Source organism: Arthrobacter sp. AL12, assembly GCF_029960645.1.
Taxonomy (GTDB): Bacteria; Actinomycetota; Actinomycetes; order Actinomycetales; family Micrococcaceae; genus Arthrobacter.
The window spans coordinates 34,960-53,967 of sequence record NZ_JASBQY010000018.1; the positions used below are offsets into that span (position 1 = coordinate 34,960).

Annotated in this window: 14 protein-coding genes and 1 pseudogene; 9 read left to right on the plus strand and 6 right to left on the minus strand. The window is 63.2% G+C overall.

Going from position 1 to position 19,008, the window contains the following annotated elements; translation table 11 throughout:
• Positions 1-891: 891 nt before the first annotated feature.
• Positions 892-1,115, minus strand: a pseudogene (locus QK291_RS16265) (hypothetical protein); the annotation flags it as partial.
• A gap of 93 nt (positions 1,116-1,208) precedes the next feature.
• On the opposite strand from QK291_RS16265, the gene QK291_RS16270 reads away from it, so the two are divergent.
• The 4 genes from QK291_RS16270 (at position 1,209) to QK291_RS16285 (ending at position 3,681) form a co-directional block, all read left to right on the plus strand.
• Positions 1,209-1,745, plus strand: a complete 537-nt coding sequence (locus tag QK291_RS16270) for a sigma-70 family RNA polymerase sigma factor (protein WP_282383782.1) — start codon at positions 1,209-1,211, stop codon at positions 1,743-1,745.
• 412 nt (positions 1,746-2,157) lie between these two features.
• Positions 2,158-2,676 (plus strand): hypothetical protein, encoded by a 519-nt coding sequence (locus QK291_RS16275; protein ID WP_282383731.1) that lies wholly within the window; start codon positions 2,158-2,160, stop codon positions 2,674-2,676.
• A 385-nt stretch (positions 2,677-3,061) separates the two neighbouring features.
• Complete coding sequence (locus QK291_RS16280) at positions 3,062-3,271, plus strand: hypothetical protein (protein ID WP_282383732.1); 210 nt, start codon at positions 3,062-3,064, stop codon at positions 3,269-3,271.
• Positions 3,272-3,486: 215 nt separating this feature from the next.
• On the plus strand, positions 3,487-3,681 hold the full coding sequence (locus tag QK291_RS16285) for a hypothetical protein (protein ID WP_282383733.1): 195 nt from the start codon (positions 3,487-3,489) through the stop codon (positions 3,679-3,681).
• A 140-nt stretch (positions 3,682-3,821) separates the two neighbouring features.
• On the opposite strand, the gene QK291_RS16290 is transcribed toward QK291_RS16285, so the two are convergent.
• Positions 3,822-4,022: a hypothetical protein gene (locus QK291_RS16290; RefSeq protein WP_282383734.1), complete on the minus strand. Its 201-nt coding sequence runs from the start codon at positions 4,020-4,022 to the stop codon at positions 3,822-3,824.
• Positions 4,023-4,389: 367 nt separating this feature from the next.
• Between QK291_RS16290 and QK291_RS16295 the strand changes: the two genes are divergently transcribed.
• Positions 4,390-4,584: a DNA-binding protein gene (locus tag QK291_RS16295; RefSeq protein WP_282383736.1), complete on the plus strand. Its 195-nt coding sequence runs from the start codon at positions 4,390-4,392 to the stop codon at positions 4,582-4,584.
• Between the two features lie 1,483 nt (positions 4,585-6,067).
• Here the strand turns inward: QK291_RS16295 and QK291_RS16300 are convergent.
• From QK291_RS16300 to QK291_RS16315, 4 genes are all read right to left on the minus strand, one after another.
• On the minus strand, positions 6,068-6,850 hold the full coding sequence (locus QK291_RS16300; protein ID WP_282383784.1) for a carbohydrate ABC transporter permease: 783 nt from the start codon (positions 6,848-6,850) through the stop codon (positions 6,068-6,070).
• Positions 6,851-6,993: 143 nt separating this feature from the next.
• On the minus strand, positions 6,994-8,091 hold the full coding sequence (locus tag QK291_RS16305; RefSeq protein WP_282383737.1) for a sugar ABC transporter permease: 1,098 nt from the start codon (positions 8,089-8,091) through the stop codon (positions 6,994-6,996).
• Complete coding sequence (locus QK291_RS16310) at positions 8,088-9,338, minus strand: extracellular solute-binding protein (protein ID WP_282383738.1); 1,251 nt, start codon at positions 9,336-9,338, stop codon at positions 8,088-8,090. Before QK291_RS16310 ends, QK291_RS16305 begins: the two co-directional genes overlap by 4 nt.
• Positions 9,339-9,431: 93 nt before the next feature.
• Complete coding sequence (locus tag QK291_RS16315; protein ID WP_282383739.1) at positions 9,432-10,481, minus strand: LacI family DNA-binding transcriptional regulator; 1,050 nt, start codon at positions 10,479-10,481, stop codon at positions 9,432-9,434.
• A 188-nt stretch (positions 10,482-10,669) separates the two neighbouring features.
• On the opposite strand from QK291_RS16315, the gene QK291_RS16320 reads away from it, so the two are divergent.
• The 4 genes from QK291_RS16320 to QK291_RS16335 all read left to right on the plus strand — a co-directional run bounded on the left by QK291_RS16320 (position 10,670) and on the right by QK291_RS16335 (position 18,920).
• Positions 10,670-12,712, plus strand: coding sequence for a glycogen debranching N-terminal domain-containing protein (locus tag QK291_RS16320; protein ID WP_282383740.1), 2,043 nt, complete (start codon positions 10,670-10,672; stop codon positions 12,710-12,712).
• A gap of 405 nt (positions 12,713-13,117) precedes the next feature.
• Positions 13,118-14,512, plus strand: a complete 1,395-nt coding sequence (locus QK291_RS16325) for an MFS transporter (protein ID WP_282383742.1) — start codon at positions 13,118-13,120, stop codon at positions 14,510-14,512.
• Positions 14,513-16,303: 1,791 nt separating this feature from the next.
• On the plus strand, positions 16,304-16,909 hold the full coding sequence (locus tag QK291_RS16330) for a glycerol-3-phosphate responsive antiterminator (protein WP_282383743.1): 606 nt from the start codon (positions 16,304-16,306) through the stop codon (positions 16,907-16,909).
• Between the two features lie 547 nt (positions 16,910-17,456).
• Positions 17,457-18,920, plus strand: coding sequence for an FAD-binding oxidoreductase (locus tag QK291_RS16335; RefSeq protein ID WP_282383744.1), 1,464 nt, complete (start codon positions 17,457-17,459; stop codon positions 18,918-18,920).
• Positions 18,921-19,008: the final 88 nt, after the last annotated feature.

Here is a 19,008-nt window from a genome sequence, read left to right on the forward strand (position 1 = left end):
CCGCGTACAACATGACTTCTTATTTGTTTTGATCGGTCCAGGGTTGCGGCCGGTCCGGATTTTCTGCTGTTATACCTGTTCATGCAGGACTGCAGGACTGCGGGGCGAACGGCATGACATGGCCACTGATCCGGCGCTGATTCATGAGGTCGCTGAGCGTGGCCAGTCGGCGGGCGGGGCCCGGGGCGAGTTGCAGGAACTGGTGGGCTTTGCTGCCTACCCTTCCACCATTTAGCCCGCCGCCGCAGCCACCGTTCCTCCCGTCATCGCCGTGCCCGGCTTTCGGGTATTCGGCCTCGCTGTCCTCGCTGTTTGGCTGCGGGAGCTGGCCATGTTGCCCTGAGTCAGATCCCGACGATGTCGGCCTTCGCCGGCGTGAGCGCATGTCAACTGATCGTGGACAGTTCATGTCTCAGGACTTTGTGGACGGTTGCCTGCCCGGGCCGTTGAGGCCAATGTAGAGGGTTCCTTTGGGCGGGCGCGGGTGGCTGATGATTTCCGTTCCCCGGGCGTCGAAAAACATGATGGTTTCGCCGTCGTAGAGAACGTGGACCTGTTATCCTGCGTGGTTCGTGCCGATGTAGAAGTGCATGCCGATGACGGTGACTTCGCCCTGAAGCCCCACGTTTCGTTACACGCTCTGGCGCGGTGTGGGTTTGCGTGTTGCGGGGGTCGGGGGCTCGGGCGGGCCCTGGGCTTTGCTGCTGAATTCGGACTGGCCCTGTGGCTGCTCATCAGGGGTGTGGGGATCGTCGACGCCGGGGCGAGCTCGTTGACTTCGGGGTGAAGCGGGCGGGCCCGAGGCCGAGGAAACCATGGGCGGAGCAGCAGATTTTAGCGGTCACGAACTTCAGTGAGCCCGGTTTCAAGAAGATAGCCACCAGCCTGGCACTACTTCCGTGCAGGCATCATCCGACTAGCCAGCGTGGCGCCGGTGAACATGGTTGCTGTAACGCCGGGCAGACAGATTACGGAACCGACAACGTCCCACCGGTCGGGTCGGAATCCGTCAAATATCATGCCCATGCCCGGGACGGCGCCACGAACATCACACCCTAGGCCGCCAGAATTTGGCAAGGGTTTTCAGCAGGCAGAAGGGTCGCGATGAACACATAATATTTCCGCTGGTTGCTGTAAGAGATCGCCGGTTCGCGGAAACTTAAGGGGTGTCTGGGAATCGCAACTTCTCAATGAGCGAGGGCAGCGTGATGTTATTGCAGCGGGAAGCCGACTTCATCACCCTTCATATTGCCCAGCACGAGCGCGTCCTGCACTACGTACTCCGCCGCGTTGGCGACCTTGAGGTTGCCCGGGAGCTCACAGCGGACGTCTTCCGCATCGCTTGGCAAAAGTCGGAGGATGAGCCCACCACCGAGGTGGCATGGCTGTTCGGTGTGGCGCGGAATGTCATTGGGAACGAATATCGCGGTAGGCGACGCAGACGCGAGTTGATCCTCAAACTCGTCGAAGGTGTCCGCGCTGCAGCCGAACCCGCCGGAGGCGATGTCGAGGCCGTGGTTGCGGAAACGCTGGGCAAGCTCAAGCCAGGTCACAGGGAGATTCTCATGCTGCATTTCTGGGACAAACTTTCCACCGCTGAGATGGCGGCTTGCCTTCGATGCACCGAAAACAGCGTTGGAGTACGTCTCCATCGGGCCAAGCGCGCGTTCGCTGCGGCTATGCCCGAACAGCTCAAAGCTGGGCACACCGAAAAGGCAGGGGAGCACTTCCATGGACAGGATTGACGAACTGCTGGAATCGGCGAATCCCGTGCGTCCCTTAAACGCTCCGCGGCTGGATGCTCGTGCTGAGTTACGCACGGCACTCGATGGCGCGCCCGCCGTGGACGCTGCAGGGCAGGACTTTGTCGGCGGCAGGGGGAACGGGGTTCCTGGTGGCCGCGGGGCGCGGCGGCCTTGGGTTGTGGCTGTGGCTGTGGCCGTGTTGTCCGCGCTGGTAGTTGGAGCCGTTGTACTGACCCAACTCCTCGCAGCGTTGCAGCCCTCACCGCCCGCCGCCTCGCCGTCCCCGAGCGTCAGCAGCGGTGTCACCGGCACGGACGAGTGGCGGACGGTGCGACTGTCCCCAACGACAGGCGGAGCGGCTGGACCGCAGATCCAGCTTGAATTGGCACCCGGTTTCATTATAAGAAGCGACGTGCCCAACGAAAGCTACGACTCGTTGTCCTTCAGGATCGTGCGGGACTCGGCACCCCAGGGTGTCCTTGCGCAGATCTATTACGGGAAGGTGATGCCGCAGCGCGATCCGACGGCGTGCGTTGCTACGCCGGAGGATTATGTGGAGTTGGACAGCGTCCCGGTTGACCTACCCTTCAACGCCCAAGCCCCGGAGACAACGTCTCCACGCTTCGTCTACCGCGTTGTGACGGGACCGTCGCTGAAGGCTTCCCTTGGGATTACATCGCGGCCGCCTGGATCTTCAGTGGACGGGTGCACCGAATTCCATCACCTTGAATCCCTTCCCGGTGGAACCATGCTAATCGTGTCGGACCACTTCCAGTTCAGCGGAAGCGCCGCCGGCTGGTTGTCGACTTCGACGACTTCGCTGACCCCTACCTTCACATCGCTCGAAGAGGCCCGGGCGTTCATGGCGACGGACGAATACCTGACATACAAACGGATGCTGGCCTCGGTAAGGATCGTCCAGCCGGAGTAGGAAGCGAGCCATGTTCGATCACACCCGTGGCTCTCCAACCGAACTCCACCGACTCGCTCTGTTCTGAGCGCAGGCCCATCCCGGACAAAGCATCGCCCGACTCCTGATGTACGTCACCAAACCCTTCGAAATGGCTGTGCTTCCGGCCCCGCTGCTCCCACCCAGGGGCGAGTTCTTCCAGGTGCGCCCGCCGCTGAGTCAGCGGCAGTGCCCTCGCATCATGTTCGGCCACGGCCAGAACCTCGAAGGCGACCTAACTGGCCGGAGCCGCGCGTGCCGCCGCTCACTACGGTCGGGGACTGCCTATGGCGTCGACTTCGGTGAGATCGTCCGGGGGTAGCAACAGTGTCTTGTGGTGAGGCTGACGCCTTTCTAGCATTGGGATATGGACGCCCGATCCCGGGCCCGAGACCTTGTCGCAACCAGCGAGATGTCTTTAGACGAAATTTGGCTCTCCTATTTTAGCGTCGGCGGTAACGCCGGTCCCTTTGAACTGGAAGCCTTCATCTACGGTGTTGACGAGCTTGGTCAGACCGACCTGATGCTGCTTGAACGCGCACTGACTGCTGCGCTCCCGCCTGACGTCACTGTCTAACTCAAGGGACGTTTCCGGGGCCCTAGGTACGTGTTCAGGCCGTTGTTGAGAAGCCATGCCGGGCCCCCAACGAAGCCGAATTTCGCGGCTCTTTTTTCCTCAGGAGGTGGACGACGGCGCGGACGCGAGCCGGGGCCGTCTGAATCAGAGGTTCCTAGGAGCCGTTGTCCGGGGTACGCCTAGTGCCCGGGCTTGCCGGGTGGGACGATGCATGTATGAGCGAGAACACACATTCCGGCGCGGAACGGATTTCTCCCGGCGGCGAGGAAGACCGTGTCCAGGGTTTGGATAAAGAAAACCCGAAGAGGCCGATCACGCAGCCGATGCGCACCGTGGGCCAGCGTCGCCGAGACTCCGAGAAGAAGCTCGAAAACCACCAGCGCGAATCCCGGACAAAACCGTCACATTGATTGGCAGCTGGGCGCTTATGCGGACTGCGTCCGGCACGGGAGGTAATACCCAGCAGCTGCACCGGTCTGGAAGACGCCGCTGGGGGAACCGCCTTTCGCGAACAACAAACCGGAGGCCAAATCTGGACGGGCGGTGCCGATCATCCGCTCAGGCCGGCGCGATGAGGTCCTTCGGCCCGGTCCTGGTAGCTGTCCTCTCGCGGTGCTGTGACGGGTTCAGGGAGGGTGCTGAAACGTTCGGCTTTGGCTTTCCTGCCCTTGACGATGGTCTGGTCGTCGTCGGAGAGCACCGTCTGTGCGGTCGTGTGGCCCCAGTCGACGCCCGGACGTTTCACGGCCACGATGGCGACACTTCACTTGTCCCGGAGCTCGGGCAGGCCCGGCGGCCGGTCGCGGACGGCGGGCTGGTGGGGATCATGGCGACGTCGTCTTCGAATTCCACTTAGTCAAGAATCGAGCTCAACAGCAGGTGTGCGACGCGCTTGCCCACCCGGACACTGTTTATTAAACCCGGGACGGTCGGAACGATCCTCAACATTCACTGCGTGCTGGCATTGCGCTGGTTCATCCGTCGGCAGACCGTATCAGTGCCCGGCGACAGAAGCACAGACGTCTCTCCGCCGTGGATCAGTTTGTTGAGGTACCCGGTGTCCAGAACCCTCACCTTTTACACTCGCTGTCGATGCGAACGCGGCCTATGGTCGATGCATGACAACACCGCTAGACGCCCTCCCCAAGATCGGAGCACCAGCCATGCGCGCCTTGAAGGGTGTTGGCTATGTATCGCTAAGTGATCTGGCCGGTGTCCCGCGGTCCGAGTTGGCGATGCTGCATGGCGTCGGCCCCAGGGCACTGCAAATGCTCGAACAAGCGCTTGCAGAACACGGGCTCGAACTGGAATAGGAAGCGAGAATCTTCAGAAGATCCAGGCATACTTTGGCTGCTCGCGGGGCCGTGGCGGAGACCTCCTGCGAGGCCTCCGCCGTAGCCCTTCCTGACGACCGCCACGAAGCGGCGTGGCACGTTCGGGAAGAATCAGCCATGGCCAAAGCTTCAGTTCCTACGTCCACGCACCTCCGGAAAGTCCATCGAATCCCGCCCTCTGCAGGGGCGGAGCTCTTAGCCTTGATCCACCGATCGGTCTGGGCTGATGAGTTGAATTCGGTTTCGGCTCGTTGTGCGGGCAGAGGGCATGCTGGGGTGCCGGGCCTTGCTGCCCTTGGGTGTTCCACTGGTGGTTCTGGGTGCGGCGTGCGGCTGGGTTGACGGGGGTTCAGGCGGGTTGCTGTGGCGGGTAGAGGTGGTCGAACAGGGCCTGCCATGGTGTTTGCCGGGGCCAGGATTCGGGCAGATGAAGACGGATGCGCCGGGCGCTGGTGGCGATCCGGGCCGGGGCCGCGGTGTTCAGGGCTTGGCCATCTTCGAGGTGATCTCTTCCAGATCGCCGGGCTTCCCGTGGTCGGGCCACGGCAGCCGCCGCACACCCAGCTCCCCGCCGTCAGACCGGGGGATACAATCACGAGCCGCGTCAATTGCCGAAGCCTGAGTGTCGTGCACGCAGGGAGCCAGCTGGTCGTACTCGGCGGGTTAGGGGAGGCGCAGCTCATTGGCGCCACTATGCTGAGCAAACCATTAGGTCCTGACAGCTGGCCGCGAGTCCCCCCATTCGGCCTGCTCGCCACGGGCTGAGAATGATCAAGTTCCCTTTGAGGCCATGCTGACGCCGATTGCAGTCCAGGCCAGCCTTTCATGAACTGCGGCTGAGTCCCCGATCGCGCGAGATCCATGGGTTTTGGTTGCGGGTTTGAGCGTTTCTGGCCCGATTGATGGTGTGTTCTGTCCATTTCCAGACCTGGGGGCCGGACACCAGGCACCCGGAGTAAGTTCCGATGGAAGTGCAGGCGGGTTCCGGGCCCACCTCCCAGTTTTGGAACGTGGCCATATAGTGCACGGAATTGCCCGCACGGTATACACCCATGGTGCTTATCGTCTGGATGACACCGGTGCGACCGGCGGACTCTGCTAACCCGGCCCAGATTTCCTCGGGGCCGGGTTCCGGGTTTGAATAGCCGTCGCCGAGCCGTACCTGGACGCCTCGGGTGAGTTCTGCGAAAAGGTGTCGATCGCAGGTCGATACGGCAAACGAGATGCCCGTCAGCAGGTTCTCGATGTGGTGTCTGGCATCCGTGCGGGTATCCATTCCTTGCCGGACCGGAGCCAATACGAGCTCGGCAATTCGGTTTGTTGGGCGGGTTCGTTTTTGTTCGGTTGGCAGAGGCTGCACGTGATCACCAGACCCTTTCTATGAGGTGGGCTTGCGCCAGCTGCCCGCCAAACCGGCGCCCCGCGCCTTGGCCGGGCGAAGCGGGGCGAACCTGGCCTCCTGCTACTCCTTGACTGCTCCGGCTGTGGCGTTCATGATCCGTTTCTGGAAGATGAAGAAGACGATGGCGACGGGGATGGTCATGATCGCTGCGGCGGCGAGCTTGAGCGGGTACTGCGTTCCGGCGCTGAGTTGGCCGGAGGAGAGCTGGGCGACGCCCTTGGTCAGGGTGGTCAGTGCCGGGTCCTGGGTGGAGACGATGAAGTGGCTGAGTTCATTCCAGGATCCCTGGAAGGACAGGATGACGATCGTCATGACCGCGGGAACGGACATGGGCAGAACGATGGACCAGAACGTACGGAAGGTCCCGGCGCCGTCGACCTTGGCTTGTTCCTCCACGCTGACGGGGATTGACTCGAAGAAGTTCTTCATGATGAAAACGCCGGCGGCATCGGCCAGCAGCGGGATGATCATGCCGAAGTAGGAGTCGTAGATTCCGAGCTGGTTAATGACGAGGAACTTGGGGATCAGGAGAACGACGCCGGGGACAGCCATTACGGCGATGAGCGCCGCGAAGACCGCGGACCGTCCGCGGAAACGCAGGCGCGCCAGGGCATAGCCGGCGAGCAGGTCAAAGAACACGCGTCCGGCAGTGACGAAGACCGTGACGACGATCGAGTTCTTGAACCAGACCGGGAAGTCCGAGTTCAGGAACAGCCGCTCATAGGCCGCGGCGGTCCACGTCGCCGGCACGAGGGACAGTGGATCGGCGGCGGCATCGGGTTCGGTCTTGAACGACGTCGCGATGTTGACCAGGAAGGGAAAGATGTAGGCGATCGCCAGCATGATCAGGACTACGTAGACCACCCAGCCCCAGGTTGCCGGTTTCCGCGCCCGGGCCCCTGGGGGTGCCGGCCGCTGCGTAGAGGTCCGCGGCGGAGAGGCCGGGATTTCGGCATCCATGAGGGGCGGGCTGATGGGGGATATGGTCATTTGGTTCCTCCCTTGGGCGGCGGCGGGTTGAACCGCTTGCGGCGCGGGACAGTGGTGCGTTCGCGCAGGATCAGCCGTTGGATGATGGCGAAGAAGATGATGATGGCGAACAGCAGGAAACCGATGGCGGCTCCTTGCCCCCATTGCTGGTTGTTGAAAGCTGTGCTGAACGACAGGTAGGCGGGAGTCAGCGTGGTCTTGGCGGGACCGCCCTGTGTTCCGGTGTAGATCTGGTCGAATACTTGCCAGGTGCCGATCAGGCCCAGGGTGATGACGGTGAAGAGGGTGGGCCGCAGCATGGGCAGGGTGACGTACCAGAAGCGCTGCCAGCCGCTGGCGCCGTCGAGCATGGCTGCTTCCTCGAGTTCTCCCCGGAGGTTCTGCAGGGCTGCGATGAAGAGCAGCATGAAGGTGCCCGAGGTGGTAAAGACAGCCATCAGGATAAAGGCGGACATCGCCACCGACGGTCCGGACAGCCATTCCCACCAGCTCACGCCGAGCAGCGTGTTGCTGGCCAGGGTTGCCGGCGGCGTGGTGACGCCGAGGCTGCCGGCAATCAGGTGCAGCACGCCGTTGGGGTCCTGGAACCAGTTGGGCCCGGCGACGCCGACGAGGGCCAGGAGCTTGTTGACGACGCCGCTGGCGCTAAAGAGGAACAGCCACAGCACGGTGATGGCCACCGAACTGGTCACTGACGGGAAGTAGAACGCTGTGCGGAAGAAGCCGCGGCCCTTCAGGATGCGCCGGTTCACCAGCACTGCCAGCAGCAGAGACAGTGCTGTCTGCAGCGGGACGGTGAGGATGACGTAGTAGAAGTTGTTCCGAAGGGCGGTGCCGAAGTCCCGCTCGGCCAGGCCTCCTCCGGAGAGGATGGCGCTGTAGTTTTCAGTGCCGACGAAGTTGGTGGCTGCCGAGAAGGGGCTACCGCGGCCGGTCCAGTCGGAGACGCTGACCCAGGCGGCCATGGCTACCGGCAGCGCGAGGAACAGCCCGAGGATGATCACCACGGGGGCGATGAATAGCCACCCGGTGGCGTTTTGGCGTCCATGGATGCCTGAACGCCGCCGGATGAGCAGTTGTAAGGCGGTGGTCATTTGGCCAGGACCGCGGTCATTTCAGTCTGGACGGCGTCCAGAATGGTTTTCGGATCGGAAGTCTTGAGCGTGGCGAGCTTGGCGTTCAGGTCTTTGATGACGTCGGCTGCTCCCGGCTGTGAGGGCAGGGTCTGTGCGTATTCGGCGCCCGCCAGAGATGCGGCCTGGGCGGGGAATTCGGACTTGAACTCCGCCGCTGCGGACTGGACGGACGGCATGACGCCGAAGGCTTTGGCGAAACCGATCTGGCTCTGCGTGCTGGTCAGTTGTTCCACCAGCTTCTTCGCGGCGGGCTTGTTCTTGCTGTCCGCGGCGATGCCCCAGCAGTTGGTGAACTGCAGGGTCCCCTTGCCCTGTGGCCCGGCGGGGAGCTCCACGGTGCGGTACTTCACGTCCGGGAAGTCCTTGGACAACGCGCCGCCGATCCAGTTCCCTTCGATGGTCATCGCGGAGAGTCCCTTGCCGAAGGCCTCGCCGCCCCAGCCCGCGCCGAGGTCGGAGGAGTACTTAGCGGTTCCGTCGGTGAGCAGGGACTTCACGAAGCCCAGGGCTTCGACGTTTTCGGGGCTGTTAAGGGTGGCCGTTTTTCCGTCTTCACTGACAAAGGAGCCGCCGGCCTGCGGGAAGAAGGCTCCGATCCGGGCGATTTCCGGGCTGAAGGCGAGCCCGGTTGTCGGACCATCGGTAAGTTTCTTGGCCGCTGATGCCAGGCCGTCCCAATCGGTGGGGACGTCGGCGTCGGTGAGCCCGGCCGCCGCCCACTTGTCCGTGTTGATCACCAGGGAGAGGGTCGAGAAATCCTTGGGGGCGCAGTAGAGCTTGCCGTCGTAGTTGAATGCCTTGGCCAGCCCCGGGTAGAAGTCATCCTTGTTTGCCAGGGAGTCGCCGTAGGGCTCGAGCGACCCGTTGGCTGCGAAGCCTGAAAACTGGTCGGTGGAGACGTAGAAGACGTCGGCCGGTTTGCCGGAGGCGAAGCCCTGGCTGAGCTGCTGCACCATATCGGAGGCCACAGCCACGGAGGCCTCGGTACCGGAGGTTTTGGACCAGTCGGCGACAGCGGACTTGACCGCAGTCGTCTCGGCCTCGCCGGAGCTGCCGATCAGGACGCTGATCGGCCCGGAGCCGGCCGCGTCGGCCGATCCGCTGGTGGCCGGGCTGCTAAATCCTGAGCCGCAGGCACTGAGGGCCAGTGCGCCGACGACGGCCGCGGCGCCTGTGATCATTTTGAGTGTTCGGGTTCTTGCCATGGGTCAATCTCCGTTTCATTTAGGACGCGCCCATCGTTGGACGCGCAGCACAGCATGGATTGTCGGTACGTTGGTGTGGTTGGGCCGGGAGGGTCAGGAAGAGAGCGGGCTGGCGAGCGGTCCGCCGCCGTCGCGCAGGACCAGCCGGGGCTTGAGCAGCCGGTGCGTGACGGGGACTTGTTCGTCCGGTGCGCCGTCGAGGACGTGGCGCATGATGTCGACGATTTCTTTGGCGGCCTGCTCCACGGGCTGGGCGACGCTGCTGAGCCCCATCGCGGCGGCTACGGGTGTGTCATCGAAGCCGATGACTGCAGCCGGGTTTCCCGGTGTCGCGGCCCGGAACTGTTCGGACGCGCCAAGGGCGAGCGAGTCACTGGCGCAGACGACGGCGGTGGCCCCGCGCTCGAGGAGCAGCCGTGCCCCTTCGGCCCCTTGCCGGGTACCGTCGGGGACACCGACTGACAAAGCATCCAAGTCCGCGGGGGTCAGGGCTTCGTCGAGGGCGGATGCCCACCCTGCCCGACGGTCGTCACCCACGCCCGAGCCCGCCGGCCACCCGAGGAATCCGATCCGGCGGTGGCCCCGGCCCAGCAGGTAGTTTGTGGCCTCCGCGGTGCCGGCGCGGCCGTCGACGTCCACCCAGGAGTGGGCGCAGTCCTTGTCATCGCCGGAGACGTTCCATGGGCGGCCGAAGGTCACGAAGGGTACGCTTCTGGCCAGCAGCCAGTCACTGCGCGCATCGCCATGGTGGGTGCCCGCCAGAACGAAACCGTCCAGGTCGGACGTTTCCAGGAGCTCGTCGTAGGACCGGATTTCCGCTTCGTCGTCGCGTGCGGCAAACAAGGTCACCCGGTATCCGTGCTCCTGGAGGTTCTCGGTCAGCGAGTGCAGGAACCTGTCCAGAATTGCACCGTTGATGCCGTCCTCCACGGGCATGAGGCGGAAGCCCAGGTTCCGGGACCTGCGGGTGCGCAATTGCCGGGCCGCGGCGTTGGGCCGGTAGCCCGTGGCGGCGATCGTGTCATTGACCCGGCGCAGCGTTTCCGGCTTGACGCGCTCGGGGGCGTTAATGGCATTCGAGACTGTCTGCCGGGACAGTCCCAGCTGCTCAGCCAGACTGGCCAGGGTGGGCCTCGACGTCATTGTTCCTCCGGGTGTGTCAGCTGCGATGGTGTTTTGGATCGTTCAAATTTAGGATACAACTGTATTTGAACGATCAAAAGAGATAGCCTCATCATGGATTGTGGCCTAGGTCACTGTCAACTAGCCGCGGCAAACCCCCCCAAATTCACACTGCTTCGAGGCCTTCACCGCCTCACAGGAGGAACTTCATGACCCAACGCCAGCCGTTTCTGCACGACCTGAACGTTCTGCTCGCCGCACCTATGCAGGCGTGGAGCGGCCACGAAGGGCAAATTCGGCCCGGCGGGGCCCAAGGGATCTACTGCGCAGACACCCGTGTGATCGACGAGGCCATCCTGCTGGTGAGCGGGGAAGAGCCCGAAATGGTCGGAAGCAGTCTGGCCGAAGGCGGCACGGCATCATTCCAGGCCCTGGTCCGGACGGTCGGCGGCGAAGGAAGCGACCCGCTGGTCCGGCTCACCAGAACGCGCACCGTGACTACCGAAAATGTCTCTGAAGTCATTCAGCTCAGCTCCGACCTTTCCCGGGACACGGTTGCTGTCGTCGAGATGGTGCTCGGAACAGACTTCTCACCGATGGAGACGGTGAAGTCCGGCGCAGCAGCCCACCCGGTCCAGCCCGTGGAACGCGAAAATGTTTGGCACGCCGCCGCCGGGGGAGTCACGTCGTCGCTCACTGCGCCCGGCGCCACCATCGCCACGGATGGCCACAGGCTCCGGCTGCGCTGGGAGCTCACGGTCGCTGCCCACGGCACAGCGACGGCGGGCTGGTCTGTCTGCGCCGCGGACAGCGAAGCTCCCGTGATCGCAGCCCGGCGCGCCGCCCCCGCGGGGCTGAGCGTCCATGCCGGCGACCGGCGGCTGACGGCTCTGGTTCAGCGGGCCATGGCCGATCTCGGCGGCCTGCGCATGGCCACCGCCCAAACCCCCGACGACACTTTCCTGGCCGCCGGCGCGCCCTGGTTCTTCACCCTGTTCGGCCGTGACTCACTCATAGCGGCCCGAATGCTGCTGCCCGTTGATCCCGAACTGGCCGCGGGAACCCTGCGGACCCTCGCCGCCCGGCAGGGAACGCGGAGCGTCGCCGAGACAGCCGAGCAGCCGGGCAAAATCCTCCACGAGGTGCGCCGTGGTGAACTTCGCTTTCCCGAGGGCAGCGACCATGCAGGGCTGGCCCTGCCGCCCATCTACTTCGGCACTGTTGACGCGACCCTGCTCTGGGTTTCCCTGCTCCATGACGCCTGGAAGTGGGGCATGCCCGACGCGGAAGTCGAGGCGCTGCTGGGGAATCTGGACCGCGCCCTGGTGTGGCTGAGAGACTGGGCCGACGCTGACGGTGACGGATTCCTGGAATATATCGACGAAACCGGTCACGGCCTGGCCAACCAGGGCTGGAAGGACTCGGGCGACTCCATCCGCTGGAACGACGGCTCCCTCGCCACCGGACCCATCGCCCTGGCAGAGGTCCAGGGCTATGCCTATGAAGCTGCCGTCAATGCTGCTGACATCCTCGATGCCTTTGACCGGCCCGGCGCGGCCGCGTGGCGGGACTATGCCGAGGACCTGGCCGGAAAGTTCCGTGCGTCCTTCTGGTGCTCCGACCGGCTCGGCCCCTACCCGGCCATCGCCCTGGACGCTGACAAGTGCGCCGTCGACGGGGTGGCCAGCAACATGGGCCATCTGCTGGGCACCGGCATCCTCAACGCGGAGGAGACCGCGGTAGTGGTGCAGCGCCTGATGCACCCGAGCATGTTCTCCGGCTTCGGCATCCGCACCCTGGATACGGGAAACGCCGGCTACTGGCCGCTGCGCTACCACGCCGGGTCCGTCTGGTCCCACGACACCGCCGTGATCCTGCAGGGCATGGCCAAAGCCGGTCACACAGGCGAAGCCGCGCAGGTCGCCGCGGCGCTGCTGGACGCCGCGGAAGCCTTCAATTTCCGTCTTCCCGAGCTGTTCTCCGGCGATACCCCGGACCAGGGCGGTCCGCTGCCGTACCCGGCCTCATGCCGTCCCCAGGCCTGGGCAGCGGCATCCGTCATCCCAATGATGCTCGCCACTCTAAACCTGACCCCCCAGGGATCCGGGGTGCTGCCCACGAGCACAGCCACCAGCCCGACGCCATTCGGCGCCCTGCGCATCGATGGCCTCAGGGCCTCCGCCGCCGGATTCGGAGTGGATGTTGACCCCGGGGGCCGTGTCACCGTGGTCCCGGGAGACGCCGCGGCCTAGCCGACCGAACACCGGTCGCTAGCGACAAGCATTCAACTCTCACCCTGCGAAGTCGGAGGGCAAGGGCGGCAAGTCCCGTCCTTGCCCTCTCGCTGAAGGCTCTTCACCGCCTTTTTGGCATCTACGGGAGGGGCGACGACGTCAGTTCCACCGTTGCCAGGACCGGGAAGCCGGGCCGGCGGCCGGCGTGGGACTCAGCGAAACGACGCCAGCCGCTGGTCGGAAGCCTGGAAGGCAAGGTTAAGGGGAAGCTGTAAGCCCACGATTCCACCGTCCTCGACGCGTAAGCCTTGTCACTATCTTTCAACGCTACGGGAGCTGCTCAACCCACCTCCTGTGGCCGGTGCTAGGCTCATTTCAAAAGCGGCACCCGGCGTCATACGGGCAATGAGGAAGGCGGCAGCCATGTCCGGCACCCCCGCCCTATCCAGGTCCAGCCTTGAGAATCGCGTGCTCTACGTGGCGATCGTCGCGTCCTTCATCGCCTTCCTGGACGGCTCTGTGGTTAACCTTGCGCTTCCGGCCATCAGCAGGGAACTCGGCGGCGGCCTGGTGCTCCAGCAATGGGTGGTGGATGCCTACCTACTGGCGCTGGGCGCACTGATCCTCGTGGCCGGGTCACTTTCGGACCAGTTCGGCCGGGTGCGGGTCCTGCAGTGGGGTCTTGCCGGGTTCACCGTCACCTCGGTGCTCTGCGGGCTTGCCTGGAACGGCGAGTCGCTCATCGTGGCCCGGGGCCTGCAAGGCGTTGCAGGTGCGCTGCTGGTGCCCAGCTCGCTGGCCCTGATCGTGACTGTTTTCAGCGGCCGGGCGCAATCAGCTGCGATCGGCAAGTGGTCCGCCTGGACCTCCGGAGCCATCGTCGCGGCGCCCCTGCTCGGAGGGGTTTCCGTGGACGTATTCACATGGCGGATGATCTTCTTCCTCAACATCATCCCAGCAGTTGCGCTGTGGCCGGCTCTGCGCCGGTTGCGTGAACAAGACCTTGGGCGCCCGCCCGGCAGTGCCATTGACGTCAACGGAACCGTCCTGGCGGTCTTCGGGCTCGGCGGTGTCGTCTATGCCTTCATCGAGAGCGGCACCTCCGGCTGGAGCTCCCCGCAGGTTTGGTTGCCCCTGGGCCTTGGCATTGTCTGCCTTGCCGCGTTTCTGTTCCACGAAGGGCGCATCCCGGCGCCGATGATGCCGCTGCGGCTCTTCACCATCCGCAATTTTGGCTGGGGCAATACCGCCACAGTGCTGATCTACGGGGCGCTGAACCTCGGTTTCTTCGTCCTGGGGCTCTTCCTGCAGCAGGTCGCCGGCCTCGGTGCCACCGCGGCCGGCATAGCTCTACTGCCCCCCACCCTGATCCTGCTTGCAATCTCTGCACGAGTCGGGGCCCTCTCCGGCCGCTTCGGTCCGCGTTGGTTCATGATCGTGGGACCGCTGGTGTGCGCGGCGGGCTTCCTGATGCTGCTGGGCGTGGGCCTTCCGCTGGATTACTTCGCCCAGGTCTTCCCGGGGATCGTGGTCTTCGGGATCGGTTTGGCCGTTACCGTTGCACCGTTGACCTCGGCCATCCTCGGGGCGGTAGACCCAGGAGAGGCAGGTATCGGATCGGCCGTGAACAACGCGGTCGCTCGCATTGCAGGTCTGGTGACTATCGCGTTCGCCGGGCTCATCACGGGCCCGGCGATCACTACTGCCGGACTGCACGGCACGGCGGCCGTTACGGCGGCTCTCTTCATCGCCGGTGCAGCGGTGTCCGCCCTAGGGATAAGGAACCCGCAGCGGGCCGGTGAGCGAACCAAAGCATGATCAGAGTCACAAGCCATAGTCCACAGTTCAGTGGTGACCGACCAATTCTCCCGAGCTGGGTCTGCCAAATGGCCCGTTGGCTCGAGCGGCCTTGAGGGCTCGGCCGAACGATGCAAAGTGGCGCCAAAGACACGGCGCTGCCCGAACCTATCGTGCTTCCTTAGAGCAGCCGAAAGTGCTGTTGATCCGAAAGCAGCTGCGGCCGATTTTCGAGGCCGTTCTCCGCAGCTTCTACGCAAAAGGAAACTGACGAGCGGCTCAGATCTGATGAGATACGCAGAGCGCAAGCGGGAATAGCGTGCTCTATCAGTTAACTGCTGCCCAGCTAGTCGAGCACCACTTGGCGGGCGAAAAGTCGGATGCCGGGGTCGTCTCCGCTGCGCCGTTGGTGGTCCGTGATCACTTCATTGAGGCCGACCCGTCGGTTGGTCATGCAGGTCGCTGTCCGCGTCTCCATGAGACGGTCGGAGGAGGGAGCCGTCACCATGATGTTCGTCGATTTCAGCAGGAGGACCGTTCCCGTAGCGCGGTGCCTATTCGGCGCCGGTCCGATTCCGGAGGCCTACTGTTCATTTCGCAGCGAAATCGCCCCCGCCCGGGCAGCCGTTCAGCAGCCCAATTGGGGGCGCCGCGGTGGGCGAGAAAGAGGGTGTGCACAATGTGCACACCCTGGGCTTCGGACCGGGTCGTACTGGTGCCGGACTGGGCCGGATTGAGGAGGTTTGCGGGGGAGCGGCGGAAATTCAAGGGCTGGAGTCCGGTTCGAGTCCCACCTCGGGCACGGTGTTTCCGCAGGTCAGCAGGGCCTTTCCTGGTGTTTTTTCGTGTGGACAGTGTCCACACTCTCGCCTCTGATCTGTTGTTCCGGGTGTGGGGGGTCCCGGACAGGCCTGTTTGTTTGTGTGGGGGAGCGGCTGACTACGGCGGACCGGGTACCGCCCTGCGGGATCTCTTCTGGGTGTTCATCCTCCTTCGTCCTTCCGTTGGGTTTTCGCGTTCACTACTTCATGATGGCAAGGGCCGCGTACAACATGACGTGCTGATTATTCTTTAGATCGACCTGGGGTAGCGGCCGGTCCGGAGTTTTCGTTCTGATGCCTGTTCATGCAGGAATGCGGGGAGACGGCATGACATGGCAATTGATCCGGAGCAGATCATTTGGTCGCTGAGCCTGGGCAGGTGGTAGCCGGGGTCGGCCTCGAGGGCGATTAGCAGGAACCGGGGGGCTTTGCTGCCATCGCCTTCCCAAAGGTTGGCCCGCCGCCGCAGCCATCATTTTTCCCGCCATCGCCGCATCCGGCTTTTGGGTATCCGGCGTCGCTGTCCTCGCTGTCCTCGCTGTTTTGGGCGGTGTGAGCTGGCCACGTTACCCTTGATCAGCCCCGGACGATCTCTGCCTCCGCCGGCGTCAACGCATGCTGGACGAGCAGTGCGGCGACGACCCAGAGTCAGGCTCCAAAAACGAGGACACCGGCACTGACTGCATCGCCTCTGCGTCCCATTCGCGGGCAGCCCCGTTTAACCTGCTCGTGCCGCCCTTACCGGCAGCTTCCTGGGCTTGTCCGTGCTAAGCCCTCGACATCGCGGCGCCTGCCCGGGGGGCGATGTCTCGGTCGCGGCCCAATGCCAAGGAGTCGCGGAGCCAGGTCTCACTCCTCTTGGAGGAGCCATTTGATCGATCGACGTGTGACGACCATGAGGCGAGGAGCGTCCCGGCATATTCCCCGGCGACCTCTGCCTCCAGCGCGTTTGCACGCTATAATAACTCCACAACCCGGAGAGAGGCCATCGGTGACTAATGCGCGCGCGGACAAAGGCACGCTGGACAAAAACGTCCACCCGATCGAGAAAATTCTGCTGCTGCATCCGGTGATCGCGAGCATCAAAGACGAAGACGGGTTACGGGCGGTGTTGCGCACGCATTGCCCCGTCGTGTTCGTGCTGTTCGGTTCGGTGCTGACCATTGCCGAAATTGTAAAGACTTTGAAGGATGACGGGCGCATCGTGTTCGTCGACGTCGACCTGGTCGACGGGTTCTCGACCAAGCCTGTCGTCATCGATTTCTTGACGCAGCACACGCAGGCCGATGGCGTGCTCAGCTCGAAGTCTCTGATGGTCAAGCGCGCGAAGGCAGTGGGACTCCTCGCCATCCACCGGCTCTTCCTTGTAGACTCGTTCAGCTATAACAATGTCCCGAAGCAAGTCGCAATCTCTGGTGCCGACGCCATCGAGATACTGCCGGGCTGCATGCCGCGCGTCATCTCGTGGGTGCGCGAAGACACAGATCTGCCGCTCATCGCGGGAGGTTTGGTGTGCGACAAACAGGACGTCATCAGCGCGCTGGGCGCCGGTGCGATGGCCATCGCGTCGTCGAACCGCGACGTGTGGCAGATGTGATTCGGCGGAAGCGACAAACGTTCGCTGTCACCTGATGTGAAACCAAGGTGATGGAGGTTCCGTCATGACGGTGCATCCGAGCCCGGAGAGCTCGCCGATGAGGCCAATGGCGCGGCGCTGTCGTAGTCGCCATGCCAGCTGGCCCGCTCGACCAGCTCGCTCAGGAAACCGCGATTTCCCTGCACGAGCGGCGCTGGTGCAGGCGAGTGCTTTCTTCTTCGTCACCATTTACCGCAGGCCCATTGTTAGCTCCATGAAAGGGCCACCCGCCGGCCGGCCCGAAAACTCGCCGCTACGCGAAGATCTACTGAGGAAGCGAATGCGGATACGGGAGGTTTCCTATGATTCAACGCGGATCGCTAGACGGGTCTCGTGACGTGTGCTAGCGTTTAGCGAAACTTCATACACATTCCGTATCACTCGGAATGGTTGCTAAAACCTAGAGAACAGCAACCTCCTTTTCCTCAGGAGGTTGCTGTTCTTTTTTGTCTCTTCTCCCTACGAGGCCGGCTCCGCCGGACCTCCCTACGAAAAGGAACCCGACTCCTTGTCTGTCACCCTTACTGACCAGCTCACACGCGAAGAAATCGTCGCCGCCTACACGGAGATGCTCGGCTCTGACCGCGTCATCACTGACGAGCAGGTGCTGAAAGAGAATAGCGTCGACCGTTACTACAAGGTCGAGAACATCTTTGGCGTCTACTCGCTCCCCCTGCCTGCCGCGGTCTTGAAGCCGGCGAGCACGGAAGATGTCGCAAAGATCCTCTCGTTCGCGAATGAGCACCTCATCAACGTCGTTCCGAAGACCGGCGGTAGCGCCACCGAGGGCGGTCTTGAGACTGTCATTGAGAACTCGGTCGTGGTCGACGGCTCCACGATGAACAAAATCATCGATATCAATATTGAAGACATGCTCGCCACCGTGCAGTGCGGCGTCGGCCTGGAGCAGCTCGAGAAGGAGCTGCGGGAGATCGGATATACAACCGGGCACTCGCCGCAGTCCAAGCCGCTGGCCCAGTTTGGCGGACTCGTCGCGACCCGCTCGATCGGTCAGTTCTCGACCCTTTACGGCGGCATCGAAGACATGGTCGTGGGCCTCGAGACGGTCTTCCCAAACGGCGAGATTTGCCGCATCAAGAACGTGCCGCGCCGCGCGGCCGGGCCCGACATCCGACACATCGTTATCGGCAATGAAGGTGCACTGACTTACATCACCGAGGTGACCGTCAAGATTTTCCGGTACTACCCGGAGAACAACAAGTTTTACGGGTACCTGCTTAACGACATCAAGACCGGTCTGCAGATCCTTCGAGAGGTTGTTACGCAGGGCTACCGCCCGTCGGTCGCTCGTCTGTATGACAAAGAAGATGGTCTGTACCACTTCAAGCACTTCTCCGATGGCCGGTGCGTGCTGATTTTTGTGGCCGAAGGCCCCGAGCGCATCGCCCAGGCAACCGGCACAGCGATCGAAGAGATCGTCGCCTCGTTCGATGGAGTTGAGCGGGTGGATGGAGCGCTGATCGAGGATTGGTTCAACCACCTCAATTGGGACGTGTCCAAGCTCGAGGAAGAGCGGATCGAGATCCGCGAGACGCTCGTCAACGGGTTCACGACCGAGATCTCGGGCAACTGGAGCGTGATCGGCGATATCTACGAAAACGCGCTTACCCGCATCCGTGCGGAGATCCCTGCGCAGTTCACGATGCTGGGTGGGCACTCCAGTCACAGTTACCTCAACGGCACGAACATGTACTTTGTGTACTACTACAAGATCGACGTCGACCCCACCGATGAGCGCACGACCTATCACGACCCGATTCAGAACATCATCGTCGAAGAAACGCTCAAGCTCGGCGGATCGATGTGTCACCACCACGGCGTCGGCAAGCACCGTACTCACTTCCTCGCGGAAGAGTACGGTTCGTCGCTGTACATGCTCGAGACGTTGAAGTCGGCGTTCGACCCCAACGGAATTATGAACCGCGGGACGATTTTCCCGCTCGAGAAGTAGCGGGACTGCACGGGTACGGCGAGGCAACCCCGCCGTTCCCGACCGCTCTCCGTCACGGCCACTCCCTACTCCTCCTAATTGACAGGCA